General features: G+C 63.6%; 23 protein-coding genes. 8 read left to right on the forward strand and 15 right to left on the reverse strand.

Annotated elements, in window-relative coordinates:
* Together CURSPS6_RS02130 and CURSPS6_RS02135 are read right to left on the reverse strand one after the other, a co-directional pair.
* Positions 1-954 (reverse strand): ABC transporter permease, encoded by a 954-nt coding sequence (locus CURSPS6_RS02130; protein ID WP_035810016.1) that lies wholly within the window; start codon positions 952-954, stop codon positions 1-3.
* Between the two features lie 41 nt (positions 955-995).
* Entirely contained in the window at positions 996-2,594 is a 1,599-nt protein-coding gene (locus tag CURSPS6_RS02135; protein WP_200910816.1) for an ABC transporter substrate-binding protein, read from the reverse strand.
* 120 nt (positions 2,595-2,714) lie between these two features.
* Between CURSPS6_RS02135 and CURSPS6_RS02140 the strand changes: the two genes are divergently transcribed.
* The 3 genes from CURSPS6_RS02140 (at position 2,715) to CURSPS6_RS02150 (ending at position 4,828) form a co-directional block, all read left to right on the forward strand.
* Entirely contained in the window at positions 2,715-3,482 is a 768-nt protein-coding gene (locus tag CURSPS6_RS02140) for a FadR/GntR family transcriptional regulator (RefSeq protein ID WP_235503655.1), read from the forward strand.
* A 54-nt stretch (positions 3,483-3,536) separates the two neighbouring features.
* Positions 3,537-4,118 (forward strand): hypothetical protein, encoded by a 582-nt coding sequence (locus tag CURSPS6_RS02145; protein ID WP_051687529.1) that lies wholly within the window; start codon positions 3,537-3,539, stop codon positions 4,116-4,118.
* Between the two features lie 500 nt (positions 4,119-4,618).
* Entirely contained in the window at positions 4,619-4,828 is a 210-nt protein-coding gene (locus tag CURSPS6_RS02150) for a hypothetical protein (RefSeq protein WP_152978030.1), read from the forward strand.
* A gap of 67 nt (positions 4,829-4,895) precedes the next feature.
* On the opposite strand, the gene CURSPS6_RS02155 is transcribed toward CURSPS6_RS02150, so the two are convergent.
* The 4 genes from CURSPS6_RS02155 to CURSPS6_RS02170 all read right to left on the reverse strand — a co-directional run bounded on the left by CURSPS6_RS02155 (position 4,896) and on the right by CURSPS6_RS02170 (position 8,638).
* On the reverse strand, positions 4,896-5,882 hold the full coding sequence (locus CURSPS6_RS02155) for a glycine betaine ABC transporter substrate-binding protein (protein WP_030013783.1): 987 nt from the start codon (positions 5,880-5,882) through the stop codon (positions 4,896-4,898).
* A 2-nt stretch (positions 5,883-5,884) separates the two neighbouring features.
* Positions 5,885-6,646 carry an ABC transporter permease gene (locus tag CURSPS6_RS02160; RefSeq protein WP_030013784.1) on the reverse strand — a complete coding sequence of 254 codons (762 nt, stop codon included), beginning with the start codon at positions 6,644-6,646 and terminating at the stop codon, positions 5,885-5,887.
* Positions 6,643-7,881: an ABC transporter ATP-binding protein gene (locus CURSPS6_RS02165; protein WP_051687543.1), complete on the reverse strand. Its 1,239-nt coding sequence runs from the start codon at positions 7,879-7,881 to the stop codon at positions 6,643-6,645. The genes CURSPS6_RS02160 and CURSPS6_RS02165 overlap by 4 nt, the downstream gene beginning before the upstream one ends.
* Positions 7,882-7,996: 115 nt before the next feature.
* Positions 7,997-8,638 carry an ABC transporter permease gene (locus CURSPS6_RS02170; protein WP_030013788.1) on the reverse strand — a complete coding sequence of 214 codons (642 nt, stop codon included), beginning with the start codon at positions 8,636-8,638 and terminating at the stop codon, positions 7,997-7,999.
* A 261-nt stretch (positions 8,639-8,899) separates the two neighbouring features.
* Between CURSPS6_RS02170 and CURSPS6_RS02175 the strand changes: the two genes are divergently transcribed.
* Positions 8,900-10,240 carry an O-acetylhomoserine aminocarboxypropyltransferase/cysteine synthase family protein gene (locus CURSPS6_RS02175; RefSeq protein ID WP_035810018.1) on the forward strand — a complete coding sequence of 447 codons (1,341 nt, stop codon included), beginning with the start codon at positions 8,900-8,902 and terminating at the stop codon, positions 10,238-10,240.
* Entirely contained in the window at positions 10,237-10,752 is a 516-nt protein-coding gene (locus tag CURSPS6_RS02180; protein WP_030013794.1) for a CoA-binding protein, read from the forward strand. The genes CURSPS6_RS02175 and CURSPS6_RS02180 overlap by 4 nt, the downstream gene beginning before the upstream one ends.
* Positions 10,753-10,842: 90 nt before the next feature.
* On the opposite strand, the gene CURSPS6_RS02185 is transcribed toward CURSPS6_RS02180, so the two are convergent.
* The 6 genes from CURSPS6_RS02185 to CURSPS6_RS02210 all read right to left on the reverse strand — a co-directional run bounded on the left by CURSPS6_RS02185 (position 10,843) and on the right by CURSPS6_RS02210 (position 17,655).
* Positions 10,843-11,556 carry a hypothetical protein gene (locus CURSPS6_RS02185; protein ID WP_030013795.1) on the reverse strand — a complete coding sequence of 238 codons (714 nt, stop codon included), beginning with the start codon at positions 11,554-11,556 and terminating at the stop codon, positions 10,843-10,845.
* 85 nt (positions 11,557-11,641) lie between these two features.
* Complete coding sequence (locus CURSPS6_RS02190; protein WP_030013797.1) at positions 11,642-12,841, reverse strand: MFS transporter; 1,200 nt, start codon at positions 12,839-12,841, stop codon at positions 11,642-11,644.
* A 28-nt stretch (positions 12,842-12,869) separates the two neighbouring features.
* The gene (locus tag CURSPS6_RS02195) at positions 12,870-13,913 is read right to left on the reverse strand and encodes a CAP domain-containing protein (RefSeq protein ID WP_152978031.1); all 1,044 of its coding nucleotides are present in this window, start codon (positions 13,911-13,913) and stop codon (positions 12,870-12,872) included.
* 236 nt (positions 13,914-14,149) lie between these two features.
* The gene (locus CURSPS6_RS02200) at positions 14,150-14,845 is read right to left on the reverse strand and encodes a GNAT family N-acetyltransferase (RefSeq protein ID WP_030013800.1); all 696 of its coding nucleotides are present in this window, start codon (positions 14,843-14,845) and stop codon (positions 14,150-14,152) included.
* Between the two features lie 115 nt (positions 14,846-14,960).
* Positions 14,961-16,481, reverse strand: a complete 1,521-nt coding sequence (locus tag CURSPS6_RS02205) for an amino acid permease (RefSeq protein WP_030013802.1) — start codon at positions 16,479-16,481, stop codon at positions 14,961-14,963.
* A gap of 145 nt (positions 16,482-16,626) precedes the next feature.
* Positions 16,627-17,655 (reverse strand): ornithine cyclodeaminase, encoded by a 1,029-nt coding sequence (locus tag CURSPS6_RS02210; RefSeq protein WP_030013804.1) that lies wholly within the window; start codon positions 17,653-17,655, stop codon positions 16,627-16,629.
* A 159-nt stretch (positions 17,656-17,814) separates the two neighbouring features.
* On the opposite strand from CURSPS6_RS02210, the gene CURSPS6_RS02215 reads away from it, so the two are divergent.
* Entirely contained in the window at positions 17,815-18,246 is a 432-nt protein-coding gene (locus CURSPS6_RS02215; protein WP_030013805.1) for an Lrp/AsnC family transcriptional regulator, read from the forward strand.
* Between the two features lie 48 nt (positions 18,247-18,294).
* Here the strand turns inward: CURSPS6_RS02215 and CURSPS6_RS02220 are convergent, their stop codons facing one another.
* Complete coding sequence (locus CURSPS6_RS02220) at positions 18,295-19,839, reverse strand: amino acid permease (RefSeq protein WP_051687532.1); 1,545 nt, start codon at positions 19,837-19,839, stop codon at positions 18,295-18,297.
* A gap of 487 nt (positions 19,840-20,326) precedes the next feature.
* Here CURSPS6_RS02220 and CURSPS6_RS02225 point away from each other — a divergent pair, with 487 nt between their 5' ends.
* Both CURSPS6_RS02225 and CURSPS6_RS02230 read left to right on the forward strand, forming a co-directional pair.
* A complete protein-coding gene (locus CURSPS6_RS02225; RefSeq protein WP_030013810.1) occupies positions 20,327-20,815 on the forward strand; it encodes a helix-turn-helix domain-containing protein in 489 nt (162 codons plus the stop codon).
* A gap of 2 nt (positions 20,816-20,817) precedes the next feature.
* On the forward strand, positions 20,818-21,405 hold the full coding sequence (locus tag CURSPS6_RS02230) for a PIN domain-containing protein (protein WP_035810020.1): 588 nt from the start codon (positions 20,818-20,820) through the stop codon (positions 21,403-21,405).
* A 73-nt stretch (positions 21,406-21,478) separates the two neighbouring features.
* Here the strand turns inward: CURSPS6_RS02230 and CURSPS6_RS02235 are convergent, their stop codons facing one another.
* Together CURSPS6_RS02235 and ilvD are read right to left on the reverse strand one after the other, a co-directional pair.
* Complete coding sequence (locus tag CURSPS6_RS02235; RefSeq protein ID WP_051687533.1) at positions 21,479-23,050, reverse strand: amino acid permease; 1,572 nt, start codon at positions 23,048-23,050, stop codon at positions 21,479-21,481.
* Between the two features lie 185 nt (positions 23,051-23,235).
* The gene (gene ilvD, locus CURSPS6_RS02240) at positions 23,236-25,077 is read right to left on the reverse strand and encodes a dihydroxy-acid dehydratase (protein WP_030013813.1); all 1,842 of its coding nucleotides are present in this window, start codon (positions 25,075-25,077) and stop codon (positions 23,236-23,238) included.
* Positions 25,078-25,184 lie beyond the last annotated feature (107 nt).

The following is a 25,184-nucleotide window of genomic DNA, read 5'->3' on the forward strand; positions in this document are numbered from 1 at the left end:
TCACACCGTCCTAATGCGCGGGTTGATGAGCAGGTACAGAAGGTCGACGACGATGTTGACCAGAACGAACGTCACGGCGATGGTGATGACCACGCCCTGCACCAGGTTGACGTCCTTATTGGTGATGCCGTTGAGGATCAGCTGACCCATGCCGGGCATCGAGAAGATCATTTCGATGACCACGGCACCTCCGAGGAGGTATCCGATGCGCAGGCCCAGCACGGTGATCGGGGTGACCAGCGCGTTGCGGAGCACGTTGGTCCGCAGCACTTCGCCGCGCGGAACGCCGTTGCCGATCGCGGTGCGCACGTAGTCTTTGTCGAGCTCCTCGACCATCGAGGTTCGCACCACTCGGATCAGGGACGCGCACACGGGAATCGCCAGAGCCACGGCCGGCATGATCATGGACGCGGCATACTTTCCGGGGTCGTCGAAGAACGAGGTGTAGCCGCCGGACGGCAGGATCCTCCAACCGACCGCGAACCACTGGATCAGCAGGATGCCGAGCCAGAACGACGGGGTCGCGACCGCGGCGATCGACACGACGCGGATCACCTGGTCGGGCCACCGATGACGCCACAACGCGGCGACGATGCCGAGCACCAGGGATACCACGGCGGCGATCAAGACCCCCCAGAAGGTCAGCTGCAACGTCACCGGGAAGGCGCCGGCGATCATCGCCGAGATCGGCGACTCCGGCGGCGTCGTGGTCCCGAAGTTGAGCGTCAGCAGCCGTCCCAGGAACGAGAGGTACTGGACCACGAGCGGATCGTTCAGCCCGTGGGACTCGCGATACGCTTCGCGAGCCTCGGGGGTCGAGTTCTCGCCCAGAGCGGCCGTGGCCTGATCCCCGGGGGCGAATTGCAGAACGATGAACACCAACAGAGTGATGCCCAAAATCATGAAGGGCAGTGCGATGAGCCGCCGCCCCAATAATCTCAGAATATTCCCCACGAGTTATGCTCCTAGGTTCGCGAGCGGGAAGGACAAGGTGGTCATGCTCGCTCCACTCCCAGGAACGAGAGGCCGGTGGTCGGCAGGGGCTGGAAGCCCTTGAGTTCGTTGCCGTGCCAGGCGGTCGGAAGCTTCCGGTGGAAGAGCGGGTACAGCGGGACCTGTTCGGCGATGATGTCGATCGCCTGGCTCCAGTACTTCTTGGCTTCGTCGTGGTCGGTGGTGCCGACCGCGCGGTCCATGAGCTCCACGGTCCGGGTGTGCTCGGGGCTTCCCGCCCAGTGATAGCGCTTGTCCGCCCAGCCCTTTCCCCGGTACCACCAGGAAAGGAGGAGATCGAGATCGTTGCCGAACACGGACGGGTCGCCCGGGGCCACGCAGACCTCGTATTGGCCCGTATCGATGTTTTGCGCGTACAGGGCGCCCGACTGCATGACCTTCAGGCCCGCGGTCACGCCGGGGATCGCGTTCCACGATTCGAGGATCACCGGCATGACGTCCTTGACCCACGAGGTGTCCGTGGCCATCACGGTGAAGTCCAGGGAGTCCACGCCCGCGGCCTTCAGCAGTTGCACGGCCTTGTCGGGGTCGTAGTCGTAGACGGTGCTGGCGCGCATGTAGTCCGGGTGTTCTGGCTGCATGTAGGACGTCGCCGCCGTGCCGTTTCCGAGCAGGCCCCGGTCGATGACCCTCTGGGTGTCCAGTCCGTAATGCAACGCCTGACGCACCTGGACCTTGTCGAACGGCGGCTTCTGCAGGTTGAACATCGCGAAGAGCAGACCGAAGGAGGCGACCTTCTTCAGATCCGAACGCTGAGAGAGCCACTCGGAGTCCAGATAGGGGACGTCCTCGATCGCCTGCACGCGGTCGGAGTCCTGGGCCGTCACGCGGGCGGCGGAGTCCGAGAGCAGGAACCACGTCATCTCGTCCACGCTCGCCGGATACGGACCGTTGTAGGCGTCGAACTTGGTGAATTCGATGCGGTTATCCTTCAGGGCCCGGACAAAGGTGTAGGGGCCCGAACCGATCGGGTGAGCGTCGAAGCCCTTCGGGTCTTTTTCGACCTCGGCCCGCGGCACGATCTTGACGCAGGACAGGCGTTCCAGGAAGACCGCGAAGGGCTGCTTCAGGTGGAAGCGCACTCCGCGATCCCCGCGAGGTTCCACGCTGTCGATAAACGAGATGAACTGGAACAACGCCGACTTGTTCTTGGGATCCAGGACCCGCTGGAAGGAGTAGACGACGTCGTCCACGGTCACCGGTGCGTCGTTCTGGAACTTCGCACCCGAACGCAATTCGACGTCGTAGGTCGTGGGATCCACCTGAGTCGGCATCTTGGCCGCAAGGGCCAGATACGGCTCGCGGGTCGCCGGGTGCAGGTCCACGAGAGACTCGAAGACGTGCAGGTTGACCGCCATCGGCGTCGCGCCGGTGGTGATCATGGGGTCGAACCCGGTGGACAACGTATAAGAGATACCGGCTTCGATGCGCCGCTTGGTCGGGGCGCCCTCTGCCGAGCAGGCCGAGAGTCCGGCGGTGAAGGCCAGGGCGGCACTCAGGCCGCCGGCCGTCTTCAAAAAACCTCTCCGCGAGAAGCGGTGAGGGGTCATCGACTGCGTCGTCGAGAACTGGGGCTTCATGTGGGCCTCCGCCACGTCGGATGTAGGATGTCCTATGCTTGATGCTTCAATGTAGTAAGAGCGCGAGATGTTGTCAACATCACTCTGTTTACACTTCTCACGCTGGAAAGCCGCGGCGCCATGCACAATGAATACGACGAACACGACGACGAGCGGGGGCACATGGGCGGCGAGAGAAGAGTCCCGAAGAAGCGGGCTGGCGCGACGGAACGCATGCACGAACTCCAACAGGACATCATGGCGATCATCCTCGACCGAGGGCTGGCCCCCGGCGACCCGATGCCCACGGAGTACGAGCTGGTCGACGAGCTCGGCGTCGGCCGCAATACGGTGCGCGAATCGCTCAAGGTCCTCCAGTCCATGGGGATCGTCGAGGTGCGGCACGGCTACGGGATGTTCGTCGGCCACAAGAACCTGCGGGCCCTGGCCCTGGGCTTGGAGTTCCACGCCCGCATGTCCCTCCACCGCGAGGGCAAGGAAGCCCTGGACGTCATCGAGGTGCGCCAAGCCCTCGAGTCAACGCTCATCGGGCCCGCAATGGACGCGATGACGCCGGAGGATCACGCATCCCTGGAGGAGTGCGTGGCCGGCATGGAGCGGGCGGCACACGACGGCACGATGAGCGCCGAGCTGGACCACGAGTTCCACCGGCTCCTCTTCGGACCCCTCGCCAACGATCTCCTCACGCGCCTGCTGGAGGTCTTCTGGTCGGTCTACGACAGGATCCGCGACAGCGTCGGCCAGTCCGCGCCCGTGGCTCTCCAGAATGCCAAGATGCACCGCGACATCCTGAACGCCGTTCTGGCCGGGCACAAGGAATTGGCCTCGCAACTTTTGGGCTCCCACTTCGATGCCCTGCGGGAGTCCATCCGGCGGGCGACCAGCTAGGCCCGAGGGTGCGCTTCCCGGTGAACCGGCGCCCTCCAGGCATAATGGTCGACTATGTACGCCCTCTTCATCGCCTCCCCCGAGGCTCCCGGCCTCGGTGAACGCCTCGCGGCCCTGCCCGGCGCCGCCGAGATGATCAAGGCAGACCTCGGCGGCGGCACGGGAAAAATCGGGGCGTCGTACGAACGCCCGAACCCGGCCGTCGACGCCGCCCTTAACGGGCTCCGCTCGTCCGGCGTCACCGTGGGGCTAGGCGCCTGCCCGTCGGAGCTCGACGACGCGGCGGAGGTCGCCCTCTCCTACGCCCGGGCGGCGGCGGAACGCTGTTCACCGCGACCGGAAACGGGACATGCCACGGTGAGGAACATTGCCGTCGAGGGGCCGGACCCGACCCTGGCGGACGCCGCCACGAGCTTGGCCCGCCTGATATCCCGTCTCATCTGCGCCCGGACCGAGGCGGAATGGCGAGTCGTCGACCTGCTGGTGCCCGGCGTTCGGGGCCAGCACGGCGCGATCGCGCAGGCCCTGGATGTGTCCCCACAGGCGGTCAGCAAGGCGCTGATTCGCACCGGGTGGCACGAACAGGCCGAGGGGGTCGCGGCGCTGACGGAGTTGCTCCGCCGGCAGACCGCATAGCCATCAAGCCCCACCACCGAATGTGACGAACTGTTTCAAAAGTGAACTGTGTTCCGTTTCACCACATCACGTCCGGGATCGATCAATAGCGACGCGTGGTAACCGGCGAAAATCGAAAAATCCGTTGACCTCCCCACCCTCCCGGAATACTTTTACCTCATAGTTTTGAGGACCCGGGAGGATCAATGGAGATCAAATCTTTGACCGCCACCAGCTCCCCAATGGCGACGCTTGAAATTTCGTTCAGGCCAGTCATGTCGGCCAACGTATTATTTCCCATTCAGCCCAGGCGGTATCGATGCGCAAGAAAATATACTCGCCACCCAGCCTGACGCACTATGCAATATACGGGCTCGGGTACCTCGCGGCCATTCAACTCCCCTCCACTTTCCAAACCAGCGGGCCACTCATAGGAATTATCGCCGTATTGGCGACGATGACATGGTTCCTATTGGTGATCACTTCTCTAAAGCCAGATTGTTTGACAAGTAAACAACGTCATGACAAAACGTAATGAATCGTTGGAACACATGATCGAGCTTCTCAATCCGGGCCTCGCGGCGCTATCGCTCATCCACGTCGCCTCGACCATAGAATGCAGCGGATATTTCCAGGCGATGCTCTTCCTTCTCTGGACGCTCTTAGCATTTGGCATGAATTTCTGGAGCATTCACGAAAAACGCAAGAAACGCCGATTGCCGAAAAACTAGACCCGAGAACGACAGAAGCGGCACGGGCCCACTGGCCCGTGCCGCTTCTCTCGCGGGTGACCCTCCGCTATTCCTTCTTCACCAATCCCTGCTTGTCCATCCAGTCCAGGGCGACGTCGCCGGGGTCCTTGCCCTCGACGTCCACCTGGTAGTTCAGGTCCTGCATGGTCTTATCGTCCAAGAGCTTCGAGACCTGCTGGAAGCGATCCTCCAATTCGGGGTGCTTTTTCACCAGGTCGGTGTTGAAGACCGGCGAACCGTTGTATTTCGGGAAGAACTCACGCGTATCCTGCAGCACCGTGAGGTTCAGGGCCGGGATGCGGCCGTCGGTGGTGAAGACCTCACCGAAATTGCAGTCGCCCTTCGCCGTCGCCGCGTACACGGTGCCGGTATCCATCACGGAAATATTGCTATTCGGGATGCCATCCGGAGCACCGCGCTTGAGCCCGTATTTCTCCAACATCGGGTTCAGCCCGTCGCTGCGGGAATTGAATTCCGACTCCACGCACATGGTCCGCTGATCCACGGGAACCTTGGCGATGTCGTCCAGGCTCTTGATGTTGTTCTTCTTGGCGAAGTCCTCCCGCACCGCAAAAGCGTAGGTGTTGTTCAACGGTGCCGGCTTCCCCCACGTCAGGTTGTTCTCGGCGTCCTTGTCCTTCACGGCCTCCCACTGCTTCTGGGCGTCCGGAATCGCTTCCTTCTCGCCCATGTACGTCAGCCAGGCCGTTCCGGTGTACTCCCAACCGATCTGGGCCTGGCCGCTGGTCATCAGGTTGCGCGACGGCTGCGAGCCGGGGACGTTGGTCATATCGGTCACGTCGAATCCGGCGGCGTCGGCGGTGAGCACCGCGATCTTCCCGAGAACCAGCTGCTCCGTGAAGTTCTTCGAGGTCACGGTGACCTTCTCGTCGTTGACCCCCTCGATGGGCTTCAGGGTTCCTTCCTGAAGCTCGGGAAGGGTCGACGTGGCCGGCTGCAATCCGCAACCGCTCAACGCCATCAGCCCAACGACGCCCAGCGTCGCGACCTTGAGCTTCTTTTTTCCGAACATGGTTAGATTCCCTTCGGTCGGGCGACCTGCTCGAAGACGCGAGCGATCCAGTCCACGGTCAAGGCCAGGAGGGCCACGAGAAGCGATCCCGTGATGAGGACGCTGTTCAAGGAGAGGTTCACGCCGGTGGTGATCAACAGCCCGAGCCCACCACCGTCCACGAAGGTCGCCAGAGTGGCCGTGCCGACCAGCAGGACCAGCGCGGTGCGAATACCGGCCAGCATGATGGGCAGGGCCAGCGGAAGCTCGACCCGCATCAGCACGCCCATCGTGGACATACCCATGCCCTTGGCCGATTCGACGACCCGGGCATCGACCGCGTCCAGGCCCACCATCGTGTTCTTGAGGACGGGCAGGAAGGCGTAGAGGATCAGCGCGATCACGGAGGCCTGGAAACCGAATCCCAGCCAAAAGGCGAACAGCACGATCAGTCCGACCGGCGGGGCCGCCTGGCCGAGGTTGGCCACAAACATGATCGGCGTCCCGAGCCAGCGCAGCGACTTGCGGGTCAGGACGACACCAAGGGGAATCGCCAGGACCAGCACGACCACCGCGGCGACCACGGTCAGCCACAGGTGCTGAAGCGTCATATCCACGAGGTCCTTGGGCGCGAGCGTCACTTTCTCCGCATCGGTCAGGTTCGCGTGGGTGAGCCACCAGATGATCGCGAGCAAGGCAAGGATGATGACGATCGGCTGGATGACCAGGCCGATCCACCGGCGCCCGCCAGCATCGACGGCGCTCGTCTCAGCGGCTTGGCTCATGAACGGTCACCGCCCTCGTTCCAGGGCTCGACCCCGGCAGCCTCGCGCCCGGCGCCCTGCTCGCCGCCCGCGACCTCGGCCACCGGGATCTCCCCGGTGTTGTTGCCCACCGGGGTGTACTCCCCCGGCTTGTGAGTGCGCAGTTCGGTGATCGCGTTCATCACGGTCTCGACGGTGATGATGCCCTCGTAGCGTCCCCGGGCCCCTTCCACGATGGCCTCACCGGTGCTCGCCACGAGCATGGTGTCGAGGGCGTTGTTGAGGGTCGACCGGGTGCTCACCAGCGGCAGGTTCGGGTCGACGTCGTTCGGCACCGTGGTCATGCGGCCGAGCTCCTCCTTCGAGGGCCACCGCATCGGGCGTTCGCGCTCGTCGAGGATCACGGCGCTGTTCAGGCCGGCCATATCGACGTGGCGCAACAGCTCCTGCGCGTCCTGGCCCGGTCGCCCGAGGACTCCCGGGATCAGGTCAACCTCGCCGACTCGGGCCAGGCCGAGCTGCTTGAGCCCAGCCCCCGAGCCGATGAAGTTCGCGACGAAGTCGTTCGCCGGATTCGCGAGGATGCGTTCCGGTGTGTCGTACTGAACGATCTGGGCGCCTTCATCGAACACGGCGATCCAGTCGCCAAGCTTCACGGCCTCGTCGAAGTCGTGGGTCACGCACACGATGGTCTTCCGAAGCTCATTCTGGATGTTGATCAGCTCGTCCTGAAGGCGCTGACGGGTGATGGGGTCCACGGCGCCAAAGGGTTCGTCCATCAGCAGCACGGGCGGGTCCGCGGCGAGCGCGCGGGCCACACCGATGCGCTGCTGCTGACCGCCCGAGAGCTCACGCGGGTAACGGTCCCGGTAGGTGTCGGCGTCCAAGGACACCAGATCCAGGAGCTCATCGACCCGGTCGGCAATGCGCTTTTTGCTCCACCCGAGCATCTTGGGCACCAAGCCGATGTTTGCCGCGACGGTCAGGTGCGGCAGGAGCCCACCCGCCTGGATGACGTAGCCGATGGTGCGGCGCAGCTTATCGCCGTTGATCTTGGTGACGTCCTTGCCCCCGAGGATCAGCCGTCCCTCGGTGGGCTCGATGAGCCGGTTGATCATCTTGAGCGTGGTGGTCTTGCCGCAACCGGACGGGCCGACGAACATGATCGTCTGGCCCGCGGGGATCTCGAGGGTCAGCTGGTCCACGGCCGGCTTTTTGCCCGAGCCGTAGCGCTTGGTGACGTTCTCGATGAGGATGGACGCGCCCTTGGCGCTGTCGGCGGCGCCGTCGCCGGACCGGGCCTGTCCACCGGCGGTGGTGTCGACGTCGTGGCCCGCCGCGTGGGAGGAACTGGCGTTGCTATGAAGGTTCTCAGACACGGATACCCCTTGAGGTGGTCAGTCGGCCGACGAGGATCAGCACCACGTCGAGGATGAGGGCGAGGATAATGACGGCGACGACGCCGGTCACCACGGATTCGAGGGAGTTGGCCCCGCCGAGGCGGGACAGCCCCGAGAAGATGTATCCGCCGAGTCCGGGGCCGAGGGCGTAGGCGGCCACGGCCGCGATGCCCATGGTCATCTGCGCCGAGACGCGCATCCCGGCCAGAATCACGGGCCACGCGAGGGGAAGCTCGACCTTGAAGAAGGTCTTCAACCGCCCCATGCCGATGCCGCGCGCCGCCTCGATGGTGGCTTGGTCGACCCCCGCGAGGCCCACCACCGCATTGCGCAGGATGGGGAGGATCGCGAAGAAGGTCACCACCACGACCGCGGGGACCACACCGAAGCCGAGCGGCACGATCAAGATGCCGATCAGCGCGAAGGAAGGGATGGTCAGGCCTACGGCCGAGACGTTGTTGGCCACGGAGGTCAGCCCCCGGCTTCGATAGCACAGCGCGGCCAGCACGATAGCGATGATCGTAGCCAGCACCAGACACTGCACCACGAGGCTCATGTGTTGCCAGCTGGAGAAGAGGATCTGCCCCCAACGCTGGCGAAGAAATTCGCTCATGGTGTTCCTAGTGGTGTGATTCAACGGAGACTGTGAACACAGACTCCCACTGCCACAATAATCAGCGTGCTTATGAATGCCAAGTTTGTGCAGTCACTGCATCTGGTCTAGTCAGTGGATATTCCCGGATACTCCGGGCGCCGGCGCGCGTCACATTCGTCCTCGAACCGACACAATCGCAATAGTTGCACCCGCCCAGCCCCGGCCCGGACGATGGAGGAAAACCCTTCACGGCGAGAATCGACCCCGAAAAGGACTCACATGGCCGAACACAGCTTTGGATTCCGCACCCGCGCCCTGCACGCCGGCGGAACACCCGACTCGGAACATGGCGCCCGCGCCGTGCCGATCTACCAGTCGACCTCCTTCGTCTTCAAGGACTCCGACGACGCGGCCAACCTGTTCGCGCTCCAGAAGTATGGAAACATCTACTCGCGGCTCGGCAATCCGACCGTCGCGGCCTTCGAGGAGCGCGTCGCGTCTCTGGAAGGCGGCATCGGCGCGGTCGCCACGTCCTCGGGCATGGCCGCCGAATTCATCACCTTCGCCGCCCTAACCCAGGCCGGGGACCACATCGTCTCCTCCTCGCAGCTCTACGGCGGCACCGTGACCCAGCTCGACGTCACGCTTCGTCGGTTTGGGGTCGAGACCAGCTTCGTCGACTCGATGGACCCCGCCGCGTTCAAGGCCGAGATCCGGGAGAACACCCGCGCGATCTACACCGAGGCCGTCTCGAATCCGGCCTGCCAGGTCGCCGATCTGGAGGGGCTCGCCGAGATCGCCCACGAGGCAGGAATCCCCCTGATCGTGGACGCCACGATCTCGACCCCGTACCTCATCCGGCCCTTCGAGCACGGCGCGGACATCGTGATTCACTCCGCGACCAAGTTCATCGGCGGTCACGGCACAACCCTGGGCGGCGTCGTCGTGGAATCCGGGAAATTCGACTGGGGCAACGGCAACTTCCCGTCGATGACGGAGCCGGTGCCCTCGTACAACGGCGTCTCCTGGTGGGGAAATTTCGGTGAATACGGATTCCTGACCAAATTGCGCTCCGAACAGCTGCGCGACATCGGCCCCTCGTTGGCCCCACAGTCGGCCTTTTCCCTGATCCAGGGCCTCGAGACCCTCCCCCAGCGCATGGACGCACACCTGGCCAACGCCCGCAACGTCGTCGAGTGGCTCAATACGGACCCGCGCATCGCATATGTTCACTACGCCGGCCTGCCGGACCACCCGCACTACGAGCGCGCGCAGAAGTACTTGCCTTTGGGCGTGGGTTCGGTCTTCAGCTTCGGCGTGGCCGAGGCGAACGGCCTGAACGGACGCGAGGTCGGCGGACGCTTCATCGAGAACCTGCAGCTCGCGAGCCACCTGGCGAATATCGGGGACGCGCGAACCCTGGTGCTTCACCCCGCCTCGACGACCCACCAGCAGCTCACCCCCGAACAGCTCGAGGCGGGAGGTGTCGGTGCGGATCTCATTCGCATCTCCGTCGGCCTGGAAGACCCCGAGGACATCATTTGGGATCTTGACCAGGCGTTGACCGCCGCCACCGGCCTGACCCGAGATTCCGCGACCGAGCAGGAGGCCACGAAATGACCCAGTCACAGAATTCGGAGCGGTCCTGGCAGGGCCCGAGCGCCCCGGAACGACTCAACATCCTGCACAACACCCGATCGGTCGCGATCATCGGCATGTCCGATAAGCCGGCCCGCGCCTCGTACTTTGTCTCGACGTACCTGTTGTCGAGCTCGCCGTACCGGGTCTACTTCGTCAATCCGATCCTCGCGGAGAAGGGCAAGGAGGTTCTCGGCCAGAAGGTCTACGCCTCGCTCGCGGACCTACCCGAGGTTCCCGACGTCGTCGACGTGTTCCGACGCCACGACGACCTCCCCGGCGTGGCCGAGGAAGCCGTCGCCGTCGGCGCCAAGACCCTCTGGTTACAGCTCGGGTCCTGGAACGAGGAAGCGGCCGCGATCGCCGAAAAGGGCGGACTCAACGTGGTCATGGACCAGTGCATCAAGATCGAGCACGCGCGCTTCCACGGAGGACTTCACCTGGCCGGCTTCAACACCGGCGTGATCTCGTCCAAGAGGCAGCGAACCGCCTAGCCCCTGGCACAGACAAGCCCGGCCCCGGAGAATTCCTCTCCGGGGCCGGGCTCGTTGTTGCGCGGGAGTCACGTTCCCAGCTCCGCAACCTTAGGACGACGAGGAGGCCGAGGAGCCGCTCTCGGCATCGGGGCCCCACTTGGTGAAGCCGTCGGTGCTCCCGCCTTCCTTGAAGCCGTATTTAGACTGGTTCTCTTCGCTCGCGTCGAAGCGCCAGTCATTGTCCTTCCACTCCACCGTGAAAGTCATAACGCCGAGGGATTCCTTCGAATCCATGCCGAAGGCGATCTCGTAGGTGGCCTTGTCCTTGGTGTAATCCGTGACCTTGTATCCGGAAACCTGGATCTTGCCCTTGAGCTGATCTTCCTGACCGGCGTACTCGGCGGGCTTATCCTTATACTCCTCGACCAGCTTGTCGCGGTCGGAGTTATCGATGGCCTGCGTGCTGGTGATCTCGCTCATCAGCTTGTAGTCGCCGATCACCAGCGGGGTGCCGTACTGCGTCGCGGCAAACAGTCCCCCTTCGGGAGAATGCGCAAAGCACGAGGGCACCTTGTTGTCATCGGTTTTTTCGGGGCCGTATTCATCGGAACTCGGAACCTTGACGTCCAAGGAACTCGGCTTCCAATCCGCCTTCGGCGCCGAATCGATGCTGGTCTTATCCGAGGCGTCCTTCTTGCAGATCGACGTCTCCGAGGAAGAGTCGCCCGACGCGCTCGAGCCCCCGGCTCCGCAGCCCGCCAGGGCCAGGACTCCGATGGCGGCCAATCCGGCGGTGCGATATACGTGGTTCAGTCTCGACATGATTTACCTCAACGGTGGGGAAAATAGTGTGCATCACTATATTACGTGATGCACACAACTTTCCTAGTCGGCACGCAGGTGAGACTCAGGCCGGGATGCGTTCACGCTTTTCGAGCGCGATGTCCCGCAGCCAAATCACGACGCACAGCGCCGTCATGACGCTTCCGGCGATGCAGACCGCGAGCCACGCCCCGACGCTCCAGGCCCAAACGCCCACGCCAGACCCCACCGCCGCGCCCACGAAATAAACGGTCATGTATACCGAGTTAAGGCGGTTTCGAGCCGACGGGTCGAGGGTATAGACCGTATTCATCGAGATGATGTGCACCAATTGGATGCCGACGTCCGTCAGCACCATGCCGACGCAGAACCAGATCACGCTGTGGCCGCCCAGGTAGAAGGCGGCCCACCCGAGAGCCAAGGCGACGAGCCCCATCAAAGTGCCCCGTCGGCCATGCCCCTTGTCCACCATGCCTCCGGCCACGCTGGCCATCAGGGCGCCCGCAAGTCCGGTCAGGCCCACGAGACCGATCACCGTGGGGCTCAGGCGGAAGGGATCACCGGCAAGCAACAGGGTGGTCGTCGCGAAAATCGCGCTCATCGAGGCGAAAGAGATCCCCGAGATCAGCGAGCGCGTCCGGAGCCTCGGGTGACGGCGGATCATCCGCGCCATCGAGGTGACGAGGCCGAGATAGTTCGGGGGATTCTCGGGATACGAGGGCGGAAGCACCCGCCACAGGCCGATCCCGATAAGGATCATGAGCACGGCCGAGACGTGATAGATCAGGGTCCATCCGCCGATGTCGGAGAGGACCCCGGCCACCGCGCGGGCCAGAAGCACGCCCACCAGCAGGCCCGACATGACGGTCCCGACGGCCTTGCCACCCTTTCCCGCGGGGGCGAGGATCGCGGCGTAAGGCACCAGAACCTGCGCCGCGACAGAGAACAGCCCCGCCACGGCGACGCCGATCATGAAGACCCCGAAGGCGGGAGCGAATCCCGCCAAGGCCTGCCCCACCGCGGTGAGACCGATCAGCCCGACCGTCAGTTTCCGGCGTTCCATGAGATCACCGAGAGGGGTCAAGAAGATCAGCCCCACCGCGTAGGACACCTGCGCCACGGTCACCGACGTCGCCGCGGTGGCCGTGCTGACGCCCAGTGCGTGCGAGATTTCGTCGAGCAGCGGCTGGTTGAAATAGTTGCCACCCGCACACAACCCGGTGGCCAAGCACATCAGGAAGAGAATGCTACGGGTCAGGTGCGGGGCGGGCTGAGAGGAGGTCACCCTCCCATGTTAAGCGGTGCCGAAGGGGTCACCGGTAGACGCGGATGCTCCCGTCGTAGATATTCCATCCGATGACGTATCCCTTGGAGAAGTTCTGCCGCATCTCGTTTCCGTACCGGTACTCGTTCGAGACCGGGAATCCGTAGCCGCGTTCGTAATCGGCGGCCGACCAGAACTTCCCGATCCCGCCGAATTCCTTGACGATGTAGGCTCCGGTCCTCTCGCTCCAGAGGAACTTGAACCGACGCCCCGAGCCATCCTCGAAGATCTGGTAACGTCCGCCGGTCGCGTTGCTCTCGGCCATGACCGGACGACCGAAGGCCCCGGAACCACCGTTGGTCGCGTAGGTGACGCCAATGGCCCCGTAAGGGGTGAAGGAAGAGGACTGAGGCATGACCCCGCCGCCCACCGTGGGCGAGGCGTCGGCCGGGGCGCCGCCATTGCGGTACCCGTAGAGATTCACGCTGCCGAGGATCTGCCAGGGCTGCCCCGTGTTGCTCAACCGCCCGTCGGCGTAGCTCAATCCGATCCCGATGACCTGTGCGTTCGGGTTCAGGATCGCGGCGTTATGGGCGGGAGAGGTCTTCCACCACGCCAACAACTGCATCACGTCTCGCTGGTAGCTCAGCGCGATGACCTCGTTGGCGTGGGTGTAGCGGCCCGCCCTCGCATCCGTGAGGAAGTCGTTGGTGTGATAGTAGTTCTCGGCCACGATCTGGGCGTCGGAGTGTGGCTGTTCGATCTCGCTGAGGCGAGCGGAGTACGTGACGGGGTTCAGCCCACGCGACATGCGGTAGGCATTGATGCCGTCGAGCAGGCGCTGGGTGTCGGACTGGCGCTGCGCATCCCCGACCCGAACCAGATCTTGGGTAGCCGCGTGAGCCGGGGTCGCGCTGTGCAACTGCATGCCGGTCAGCGCGGTGGTTGCCAGCGCGGAGGCCGCGATGGCAACGCGGGTGCTTCGAGAGCCGAAAGCCCCCTGCACCGTGGAAACCATGCCGCGTCGAGCGGTGGCATGGCGCGGGACGTACCGGCGGGACTTCGAGTGGCCCATGGTCAAGGCTCCGTTCAAATGGTGACGATAGTTAACACGTGGAATTCGCCCCGAGCACGGCAAGGTGCATGAGTGATCGCTCTCGAGACAGGCAGAATTTTATAAAGAAACGGTCACGAAATTGGAGGGTTCATTCATCCACGAATCCTCGCCGTGATTGTTTTCCCTAGTCAGACGGCACAAAACTAAAATTTGTCATAAATCGTCACGGGAGCATCGGGCCCCGGCCCGGCGTCCGGGCGCCCCGCCGCGGGTCAGCCCACGGCGTCGAAGACGTGGTCCGGCCACCCCTTCATCTCGCGGGAATCCTCGACGAGCAACCCCGCGATCCACACGTCCAGGATGCGCCCGTCGACGGCCCGCAACGCCCGCCTCAGCAGGCCCTCGTAGCTGAATCCCATGCGCCGGGCGAGACCTGCGGAGGCCACGTTGCCGACCATCGCGCGCCACTCGACGCGGTGGAGACCGAGCCCCGGGGGTTGGTGGTCGGAGGCGTCCGTCGAGGGACGGAAGGCGAAGTCGAGCACGAGCTCGCAGGCTTCCCGGGTCACGCCGAGGCCGCGGGCGGCGCGCGCGGTCCAAAACCCGATGGACGCGCCACCCGAGCCGCAGAGGCTCAAGCTCACGATCCCGGTGAAGAGCCCCAGATTCTCATGCCCCGGCGTCTGCTCCGCCGCCTCCTTAGGGACCTCCATGAGGCTTCCGTCATTCGGCCGCACCCCGTCCTCCTTGAGGTGCACGGCCCAGCTCAGGCAATCGCCCCTCGCCCACCCGGGGGCCACGAGCCCTTCGATGTACTCGAGGGCGTCGTCTTCGTCGTAGGGGGTGGGGACCTGCCCCGTCCACCGCGGTATCTCCGGGTCTTGGCACGCCGAGGCGATCGCCGCGACGTCGTCGGCGCAGGGCGGGTCTAGGGACAGACGTTCCGATACGAGGCTGACGTTACGCATGGCCACATGGTAGCCCTCGGTGACCCGGGGACCGAACGGGAAGCATACGCAACGACGCCGGCCCCACGCGCACGGGGCGCTGGGGCCGGCGTCGGCAACCTAGGGGTTCGCGGTCCTAGCGGTCCCGTCGGGATTTGGCGGCTGGGCGCTGGGCGACCACGGGGTGGAGTCCGGTCACGCCTTCCCGCTCGGCGGCGATGTCCATGACGCGGCGTCGAACCATAAACCAACCGATGATCAGGGCGGGAATCACGATGATCATCGAGCCCAGGGTGAAGGTTCCGACCGGATAGTCGAGCGCGATCAACACCACGACGCCCGCGAGGAACAGGAGGACCAACCAGTTAGTCAACGGAGCCAGCGGGGCGCGATAGTGCGGCCGCACATACCTGCCCTGCTTGGTCAGCGACACGAACTTCATGTGGCAGAGCGTGATCGTCAGCCAGGCGCTCATGATGCCGATCGAGGCGAAATTCAACACGATCTCGAAAGCGTTTTCGGGAACGAAGTAGTTCAACACGACGCCCAGGAGCGCCACGATGGCCGTCAGGACGATCCCGCCGTACGGCACCCCGGACCTGGTCAGGTTCCGGGCGAAGGACGGCGCGGAGCCGGCCATCGCCATGGAGTGCATGATGCGGCCGGTCGAGTACAGGCCCGCGTTGAGCGAGGACAGGGCGGCGGTGATGACCACGAGCTGCATGATCGGGCCCGCGGCGTCCACGCCGATCGAGGCGAAGAAGGTCACGAACGGGCTCTCGGTCTCACTAAAGGAGGTGTACGGCAGCAAGAGGCAGAGCAGCAGGATCGAGCCAACGTAAAACACGGCGATACGAAGGATCACGGTGTTGATCGCCTTGGGGATGATCTTCTCGGCGTTTTTCGTCTCGCCCGAGGTGGTTCCCACCAGCTCGATACCGGCGTACGCGAAGACGACGCCCTGGGCGATGATCAGCGCGGGCATCAGACCGTGCGGGAAGACGCCGCCGTTGTCGGTGATCAGGTGGAGGCCGACGGGCGAGCCGGTCGGCGTTCCGAAGATCACGAAGATGATGCCCAGGATCAGGAAGATCACCAGGGCCGCGACCTTGATCAGGGAGAACCAAAACTCCATCTCACCGAAGACCTTGACCGAAATCAGGTTCATGGCGACCACGATCACCACGACGAAGAAGGCAATGACCCACTGCGGAATGTCGCCGAAGAACGGCAGGTACTGACCGAACCATCGGACATAGATCGCGATGGCCGTGGCGTCGACCACGGCCGTGGTGGCCCAGAACAGCCAGTACATCCACCCGGAAAAATACGCGGCCTTCTCGCCGAAGAATTCGCGGGAGTAAGAGACGAAAGAGCCGGAGGACGGTCGGTGCACCACCAATTCGCCGAGGCTCCGCAGGATCAGATACCCCATAAAACCGCAGACGGCGTAGACGATGAAGAGGGATGGGCCCGCGGTCTGCAGGCGGCCGCCGGCCCCGAGGAACAGGCCCGTACCGATGGCGCCGCCGACGGCAATCATCTGAAGCTGGCGCGGACCGAGCCCCTTATGGAACCCCGCCTGCTCGTCATTGAAAGACTGCTCTGTGGTGCCGCCCTGAGGCGCGGCCTCCGTGCGTGATGCTTTGGATGACATATGTCGGTCCTTCTGCTGGGTAACCAGGATGCGAGTAACTGCCGAATAATATCGACTCGGTGTGTCGAACATGTTACCCATTAAAAGAAGGGACCGTGGCGCACACCACAGTGCACCACGGTCCCGATGGGCCTCAGGGCAAGAATCAGCCGACCGGCTTCATCGCGTTGACCAGGGAGAACAGATCCTTCGGGTCGTCCGGATCGGCGACCAAATCAATGTAATCCTGCAGGTCGGAATCGGCGGTCGCGTCGCACACGCAGCGCAGCGCCGAAAAATCGTTGATCGCAAAGCCGACGGAGTCGAAGATCGTGATGTCCTCCGGCGAGGTGCGGCCCTCGGCCTGGCCGTTCAGGACCTGCCAGAACTCGGTGACCGGGAAGTCCGGGTCCATCTGCTGGATTTCCCCTTCGATCCGGGTCTGCGGGGTGAACTCGACGAAGACCTTGCCGCGATTGAGGATCTCGCCCTCGAGCTCGGTCTTGCCGGGGCAGTCGCCGCCGACGGCATTGAGGTGCACGCCGGGCTTGACGTTCTCGTTGGAGAGGATCGTGTTCTGGGCCTTATCGGCGGTGCAGGTCGTGATCACGTCGGCGTCCTTGACCGCCTCGGAGACGGATTCCGCCGCGGTGATCCGGAAACCGAGCGGCTCGAGGTTGCGCTTGACCTTCTCGATGGCCTGCGGATCGATGTCGTATACCGAGAGCTCTTCGATGCCGAGAGCCGCACGGAACCCCAGGGACTGGAATTCGGACTGTGAGCCAGCGCCGATGAGGGCCATTTTCTTGGAGTCCGGGCGGGCGAGCTTGCGCGCCGTCATGCCGGAGGTAGCGGCCGTGCGCAACGCGGTCAGCAGCGTCATTTCGGCCACGAAGGTCGGGTAGCCGTTATCCACGTCGGCGAGGACACCGAACGCGGTGACGGTCTGGAAGCCGCGGGCCGGATTCGAGGGGTGGCCGTTGACGTACTTGAAGGAGTACAGCTCACCGTCCGAGGTCGGCATGAGCTCGATGACCCCGAACGGGGTGTGGCTGGCGATGCGCGGGATCTTGTCGAACTTTTCCCACCGGGAGAAGTCGCGCTCCAGGTACTCGATCATGTTTCCGATGATCTTCTCCACGCCATCACGCTGGATCCAGCGGGCCATGTTTTTGACGTCAACGAACTGCGTCATTGGAGTCCTTTCCTCGTGGTATCGGGCGTTGACCCTACGGTCAACGCCGGTGTGTTAAGTATGAGCCTAGCGATCTCACTATCGACTCAAAATTGACATAATTACTTCATTTTGTATCTACGATGAACACTCTGCGCCCATCTGGTTAGCATTATGTTCATGGAACGCATCACGGATCTCGACCGACGCCTGATCGCCGCCCTCCGCAAGGACGGCCGGGCCCCCATCGCCACCCTCGCGCAGCAACTCGGGGTTTCCCGAGCCACCGTCACGAAACGCATCGATTCCCTGACCACTCGGGGCATCATCGTGGGCTTCAGCGTCCGCGTGCGGGACTATGCCGAGGCATCGCAGGTCCGCGCGATCGCGCTGATCGAGGTCGAGGGCCGCACGACCGACCACGTCATCCACAAATTGCGGGGTCTCCCGGAGATTTTGGCCCTGCACACCACCAACGGCGGGTGGGACCTGGTCGCCGAGCTGACGTGCGTGGATCTCCAGGATTTCGACGCCGTCCTCAAACGCATCCGCGGCATCGACGGAATCGTCAACAGCGAGACGAGCCTCTTGCTCAGCTCCGTGGTGCGCTAACACGCCGACGCCGCCACAAATGAGTCGGCGTCGGCGCGTCGGCCTCGGTCACCGATCGTCGCGGTCGTTGCCGTTGTGGTGGTAAATCTCCACGCTCGGCGGCACGGCCAGGACGGGATAGATTCCCGTGACTCCCTCGCGTTCGGCCGCGATCTCCATGACGCGTTGGCGCACCACGAACCAGCCGATGATCAGCAGCGGAATAATGATCAGCATCGCACCCAAGGTGTAGGTGCCGACAGGATAATCCAGGGCAATCAACACCATCACCGCCACGAGGAACGCCACGGTCAGCCAGTTGCTGAACGGCGCCAGTGGCGCGCGATATCCGGGTCGGACGTAGTGCCCGAGCCTGGAGAGCTTGACGAACTTCTGATGGGACAGCGTGATGGCCGCCCAGGAGGCCATGGTGCCCACCGCGGAGATGTTCAGCACGATCTCGAAGGCCGCTTCCGGAACAAAGTAGTTCAGCACGACGCCGAGCAGAGCAACCGCCGCGGTCAGCAGGATTCCGCCGAAGGGCACGCCGGATTTGTTCAGCTTCGACGCAAATTTCGGGGCCGATCCGGCCATCGACATCGAGTGCAGAATACGGCCGGTCGAGTACAGGCCCGCATTGAGCGAGGACAACGCCGCGGTGATCACCACGAGCTGCATGATCGGGGCGGCGGCATCCACGCCGACCGAGGAGAAGAACGTGACAAACGGGGACTCGTCCTCGCTGTACCGGGTGTACGGCAAGAGCATGCACAGCAGCAAGACCGAACCCACGTAGAAGACCGCGATGCGGAGGATCACGGTGTTGATCGCCTTCGGGATGACCTTTTCGGCATTTCGCGTCTCACCCGACGTGGTGCCCACCAGCTCGATACCCGCGTAGGCGAAGACCACGCCCTGCACGACCACGAGCGCAGCCAAGCCACCGGACGGGAAGAGGCCGCCGTGATCGGTGATCAGGTGGAAGCCCGTGGGATCCCCGCTCGGGGATCCAAAGATCACGAAGATGATGCCGACGACGAGGAAGATCACCAGCGCCAGCACCTTGACCAGCGAGAACCAGAACTCCATCTCGCCGAAGACCTTGACCGAAATGAGGTTGGTGGCCACGACGATCGCGATCACCGCCAAGGCCGAGACCCACTGCGGGATCGCCGCGACGAAGTCGCTGTAGTGGCCGAACCACTTGATGTAAATCGCGATCGCGGTGGCGTCCGCGACTGCGGTCATCGCCCAGTTCAGCCAGTACAGCCAGCCGGAAACGTACGCGGCCTTTTCACCGAAGAATTCCCGGGTGTACGAGACGAAGGATCCCGAGGACGGCCGGTGACACACCAGCTCCCCCAGGGATCGGAGAATGAGGTACCCAAAGAATCCACACACGCCATAGATGATGAACAGCGACGGTCCGGCGCTCTGGAGCCGCCCTCCCGCCCCCAGGAACAGGCCGGTCCCGATCGCTCCGCCGATCGCGATCATTTGCAGCTGGCGGGCCCCCAGGCCCTTATGCAGGCCCTCATCCTCCGCGGCCAGAAATTCCTGAGCGGTCCCCTGAACCGATTCCGGATCCCCTCCGGCGGTCGTTTTCGATGTCATGCAAGCCCCCTGTTATTCCGATGAGAGCGTCCGGCTCGGGGCGACGTCGTCCTTGACGAGCCCACGGCCACCGGCGCTCACGGTAAATGCGCGCGCTCGTATCCGGCGAGGCGTCACCACATTGTGATACACCTCACCGAATCCGAGTGCTTGCAGAAGTGTACCCGGCGACACACCCGCCCGAGAAACCCACGCGGAACTCCCGCGGATTCATGCCGAGGAAGCATCGACCCGCAGTTCGCTTCAGCCGCCTGAGAACCACGTGCCGTCCGCCTCACCGGGTGTTCATTCTTCCGCTGGCGAGTCGACATTGACGGACCCGTGTGGGGAAGAAGGGGGCATTGGTGAGCCAGCTGGAGGCCATGCGTCGTCGGCGTGCTATTCGAGTCCGGGCGGTGGCACTCGGGGTTTGGCAGCGGGTTCCATTGCAGAGCAAGGGGACAGGCCCTCCCATTTTCGAATAATTCGAATAGGCTATACTGGGGGCATGACCACTACACCAATTCACGCCCGTGAAACTATCTCGCCCTCCTCCTTACGTCCCGAAGAGGTCGAAGAGATCGCCCGGTTCCTTGCCGACTCGCCAGACGGCACGCCACGAGAGATCCCCTACTTGTCATCCCCTGACGGGCAGAAGCATGAGATTCCCGCCCGCGTTTACGACGCCCTGAAATTCATCGTCACCTCTCTTGCGGAGGGCAACGGCATCACCGTCATGCCTACTCATGCTCAACTGACGACCCAGAATGCGGCGGACTTCCTCCAAATGTCCCGGCCAACGCTCGTCAAGCTTCTGGAATCCGGTGAAATCCCCTTCACCAAGGTCGGCCGCCATCGCAGGGTCCTGCTAGCTGACTTGCAAGAATACGAAGACAACATGGCGGTCCGACGTCGGCGCGCGCTCGCGGATCAAACCCGGCAAGCCGCCCAGGACGGAACGTATTTCACCATGCCTGACGACCACCGAACGCGGTAAACATGTCGTTCCCGGTACTGCTCGACGCCTGCGTGCTCATCCCCATGCCGACCGCGGACTTGATGCTCAGACTGGCCGAGGCCAAACAATTTCGTCCACTCTGGTCAGAAGAAATTCTCGACGAGACGGAACGCAATTTGATCTCTGGCCTCGGCTTACCCCCGGAGAAGGCGCGCTCTCGAGTCACAACGATGAGAACTTACTTCCCCGATGCGATGGTCAGAAACTATGAACCGTTGACCAACGCCATGACCAATGATCCTAAAGACCGCCATGTTCTGGCGGCGGCAGTTCGATCCGGAGCCGAACTGATCGTGACCTTCAACAAGAAAGACTTCCCATCGGAATCGGTCGCGCCATACGATCTCGATGTCCGAAACCCAGACGACTTCCTCCTCGATCAGTTAGACCTGTCCCCGGAATCAGTGACGACTGCCGTCCACAACCTCTTGCATGATGCGCATCATCCGCCGATGACGATGGACGCCTACGTCGAAAAACTGACAGGTTGCGGGATGCCCCTCTTCGCGCGGAGCCTGGCCTTGGAACTGAGCAGGGACCGTCAACGTCGCCCATCTGCGTCGAAGTAGCTGTGCACGGTCATGTTGGCAGAGAAGTACACGGGCTCCCCGCCGAGGCGAGGGAGCCCGTAAACGAGCGAGGTCAGTCTTCGTCGTCGACCCGGATCGTGGTGTTGGACCGGCCGTGGTCATACGGCTCGTCCTTCTCACCCGTGGTCGGCCACTGAGCCACCACGGGAAAGGCGCCCGTGTATCCCTCGCGCTGCGCCGCGACCTCCATAACCCGGCGGCGCACGAGGAACCACCCAATGATCATGAGCGGGATGATCACGACCATCGACCCCAGGGTAAAGGTACCGACGGGGTAGTCGAAGGCGATGAGCACCATCACCGCGACCAGGAAGAGCATGGTCAGCCAGTTAGTGAAGGGCGCCAACGGGGCTCGGTACTTGGGGCGTTGGTACAGACCCTTCCGGGCGAGGGCCACGAATTTTTGGTGCGGCAAGGTGATCGCGGCCCACCCCACGATGATGCCGACCGCCGACAGGTTCAGCACGATCTCGAAGGCCGCCTCGGGGACGAGGTAGTTGAGGACCACGCCGAGCATACCGACGCCGGTGGTCAGCAGGATGCCCGCGAACGGCACGCCGGACTTGGTCAACTTCCCCGCAAATTTGGGGGCCGAACCGGCCATCGCCATCGAGTGCACGATCCGTCCGGTCGAGTACAGGCCCGCGTTGAGCGAGGACAGGGCGGCGGTGATGACCACGAGCTGCATGATCGGGCCCGCGGCGTCCACGCCGATCGAGGAGAAGAACGTGACGAACGGGGATTCGTCGTCGCTGTACTGCGTGTACGGCAGCAGCAGGCAGAGCAACAGGACCGATCCGACATAGAACACCGCGATGCGGGCGATGACCGAGTTGATGGCCCGCGGAATCACGCGACCGGGCTCCTGGGTCTCGCCCGAGGCGGTGCCCACCAGCTCGATACCGGAATAGGCGAAGACGACGCCCTGGGACACGACCAGCGCGGGAAGCAATCCGTTGGGGAGCATCCCGCCGCTCTCTGAGATCAGGTGGAATCCGGTCGGGGCACCCGAGGGCGAACCGAAGATCACGAAGAAGATGCCCACGATCATGAAGAGCACGAGGGCGGCGACCTTAATGACCGCGAACCAGAACTCCATCTCGCCGAAGACCTTAACCGAGATCAGGTTCATGACCGTCACGATCACGATCACGACGAAGGCCAGGACCCACTGGGGAATCTCCCCCAGGAACGGAACGTAGTGCCCGAACCACTTGACGTAGATCGCCATCGCGGTCGCATCCACGATCGTCGTGGTGGCCCAGCTTAGCCAGTACATCCACCCGACGAAGTACGCGGACTTCTCCCCGAAAAACTCGCGGCAGTACGAGACGAACGAGCCGGAGGACGGGCGATGCACCACGAGCTCACCCAGCTGCCGAAGGATCAGGTAACCGAAAAAGCCCGCGACCGCGTACAGGATGAAGAGGGTCGGGCCGGCGGACTGCAAGCGCCCACCCGTCCCCAGGAAAAGCCCCGTGCCGATGGAACCGCCGATCGCGATCATCTGAAGCTGCCGGGGGCTGAGACCCTTCTGGAAGCCTTCCTGCTCGGCCTCGAACTGATTCTGAGCCCCCTCGGCCGATCGGGCTTTGGCCGAAGCGACTGAGCCGCGTGAAGACATGTGAACCTCGCAAAGTGTCAGAGCACGAACCCCTCTCGGCCCGTGAATTCTGCTCGACAGCATATCCAAGATGTGCATCACATGTAACCGATGCCACAACACAAGTTGTCCACGAGGAAACTTCCTCGTGGACAACCGTGTCTTCTGTGAAAGGGGTGCGGACCTTGCGGACCGCCTCGGAGAGTTTACTCCGGAACGACGCGAACGGCACCCTTATCGGCGCTGGTCACCATCGAGGCGTACGCGCGCAAAGCCTTGGAGACCTCACGTTCACGCGGCTGGGAGGGCTTCCACGGCAACGGCCCTCGGGCCTCGCGGCGCCGGGCCAGCTCTTCGTCCGAGACGTGCACCTGGAGAAGGCGGTTGGCGACGTCGATCTCGATCTCGTCGCCGTGTTCGATCAGCCCGACGGCGCCGCCCGAGGCGGCCTCCGGCGAGATGTGCCCGATCGACAACCCGGAGGTTCCCCCGGAGAACCGGCCGTCGGTGATGAGCGCGCACTCCTTGCCCAAGCCGAGGCCCTTGAGGTACGAGGTCGGGTACAGCATCTCCTGCATCCCCGGACCGCCCTTGGGGCCCTCGAAACGGATCACGACGATGTCACCCGGCTCGACGTGCTTGGACAGGATCTCGAACACGGCCTCGTCCTGCGACTCAACCACGAAGGCCTTGCCGCGGAAGTGGAACAGGCTTTCGTCGATGCCTGCCGTCTTGATCACGGCGCCGTCCTCGGCGATATTGCCGAACAGGATCGCGAGCCCGCCGTCCTTGGTGTAGGCGTGCTCGACCGAGTGGATGCACCCGAACTCCGGGTCGGTGTCGTGCTCCTCGAACTTATTCGCCGTGGAGAATGCTTGCGTGGTGCGGACTCCCCCGGGCGCGGCCAGGAAGAGTTCACGCGCCCGCTCGGAGGCGGTGTCGCGGCGGATGTCCCACTCGTTGAGCCACGACTCGACCGACTCGGCGTGGACCGTGCGGACGCCGTCGTGCCGGAAGAGCCCGGCACGGTCGAGTTCGCCGAGGATCGCCGGGATGCCGCCGGCCTTGTGGACGTGCTCGATGTGGAACTGCGTCGAATTCGGCGCCACCTTGGCCAGGCAGGGGACGTGCCGGGAGAGATCGTCGATGTCCTTGAGGGTGAAGTCCACGCCGCCCTCCTGGGCCGCGGCGAGGATATGCAGGACGGTATTGGTCGAGCCGCCCATCGCGATGTCCAGGGCCATCGCGTTGGTGAACGCGTTCTTGGTCGCGATGTTCCGCGGAAGCACGGACTCGTCGTCCTCTTCGTAGTACTTCTTGGCGATCTCCACGACGGTTCGTCCGGCGTTGAGGAAGAGGTCCCGGCGGGCCACCTGGGTGGCCAGCGTCGTGCCGTTGCCGGGCAGGGAAAGCCCCAGGGCCTCGGTCAGGCAGTTCATCGAATTCGCGGTGAACATGCCCGAGCACGAGCCGCAGGTCGGGCAGGCGTTTTCCTCGATCAGGCCGAGCTGTTCGTCGGTCACCGATTCGTCGACGGCGTAGGACATGGCGTCCACCAGGTCGATCCGGTGTTCGATGACGCCTTCCACGGCGTTGCCCGACTCCATCGGGCCGCCGGAGACGAAGACCACCGGGATATTCAGCCGCATCGCGGCCATGAGCATTCCGGGGGTGATCTTGTCGCAGTTGGAGATGCACACGAGCGCGTCGGCCCGGTGCGCTTGGACCATGTACTCCACGGAGTCGGCGATGATGTCGCGCGAGGGCAGGGAGTAGAGCATTCCGTCGTGGCCCATCGCGATGCCGTCGTCCACGGCGATCGTGTTGAATTCCTTGGCGACGCCGCCGGCCTCCTCGACCGCGCTGGCGACGAGGGAGCCCATGTTCTTCAGGTGGACGTGCCCCGGGACGAACTGCGTGAAGGAGTTGGCGATCGCCACGATCGGCTTGCCAAAATCTTCCTTCTTCATGCCGGTCGCGCGCCATAGGGCGCGCGCACCGGCCATGTTTCGTCCGTGCGTCGATGTCCTGGATCGCAAGTCAGGCATGAGTTCTCCTTCAAGGTCGCGTGCTTCGTCCAGAGTACTCCGGCACCCGTCGGCGCCCACGGGCTAGGTGCGTCGTCTTGCATGGTGAAACACGCCCCGGGAACGAC

The sequence above is a fragment of the Curtobacterium sp. S6 genome (genome assembly GCF_000710345.2).
GTDB lineage: Bacteria > Actinomycetota > Actinomycetes > Actinomycetales > Micrococcaceae > Rothia.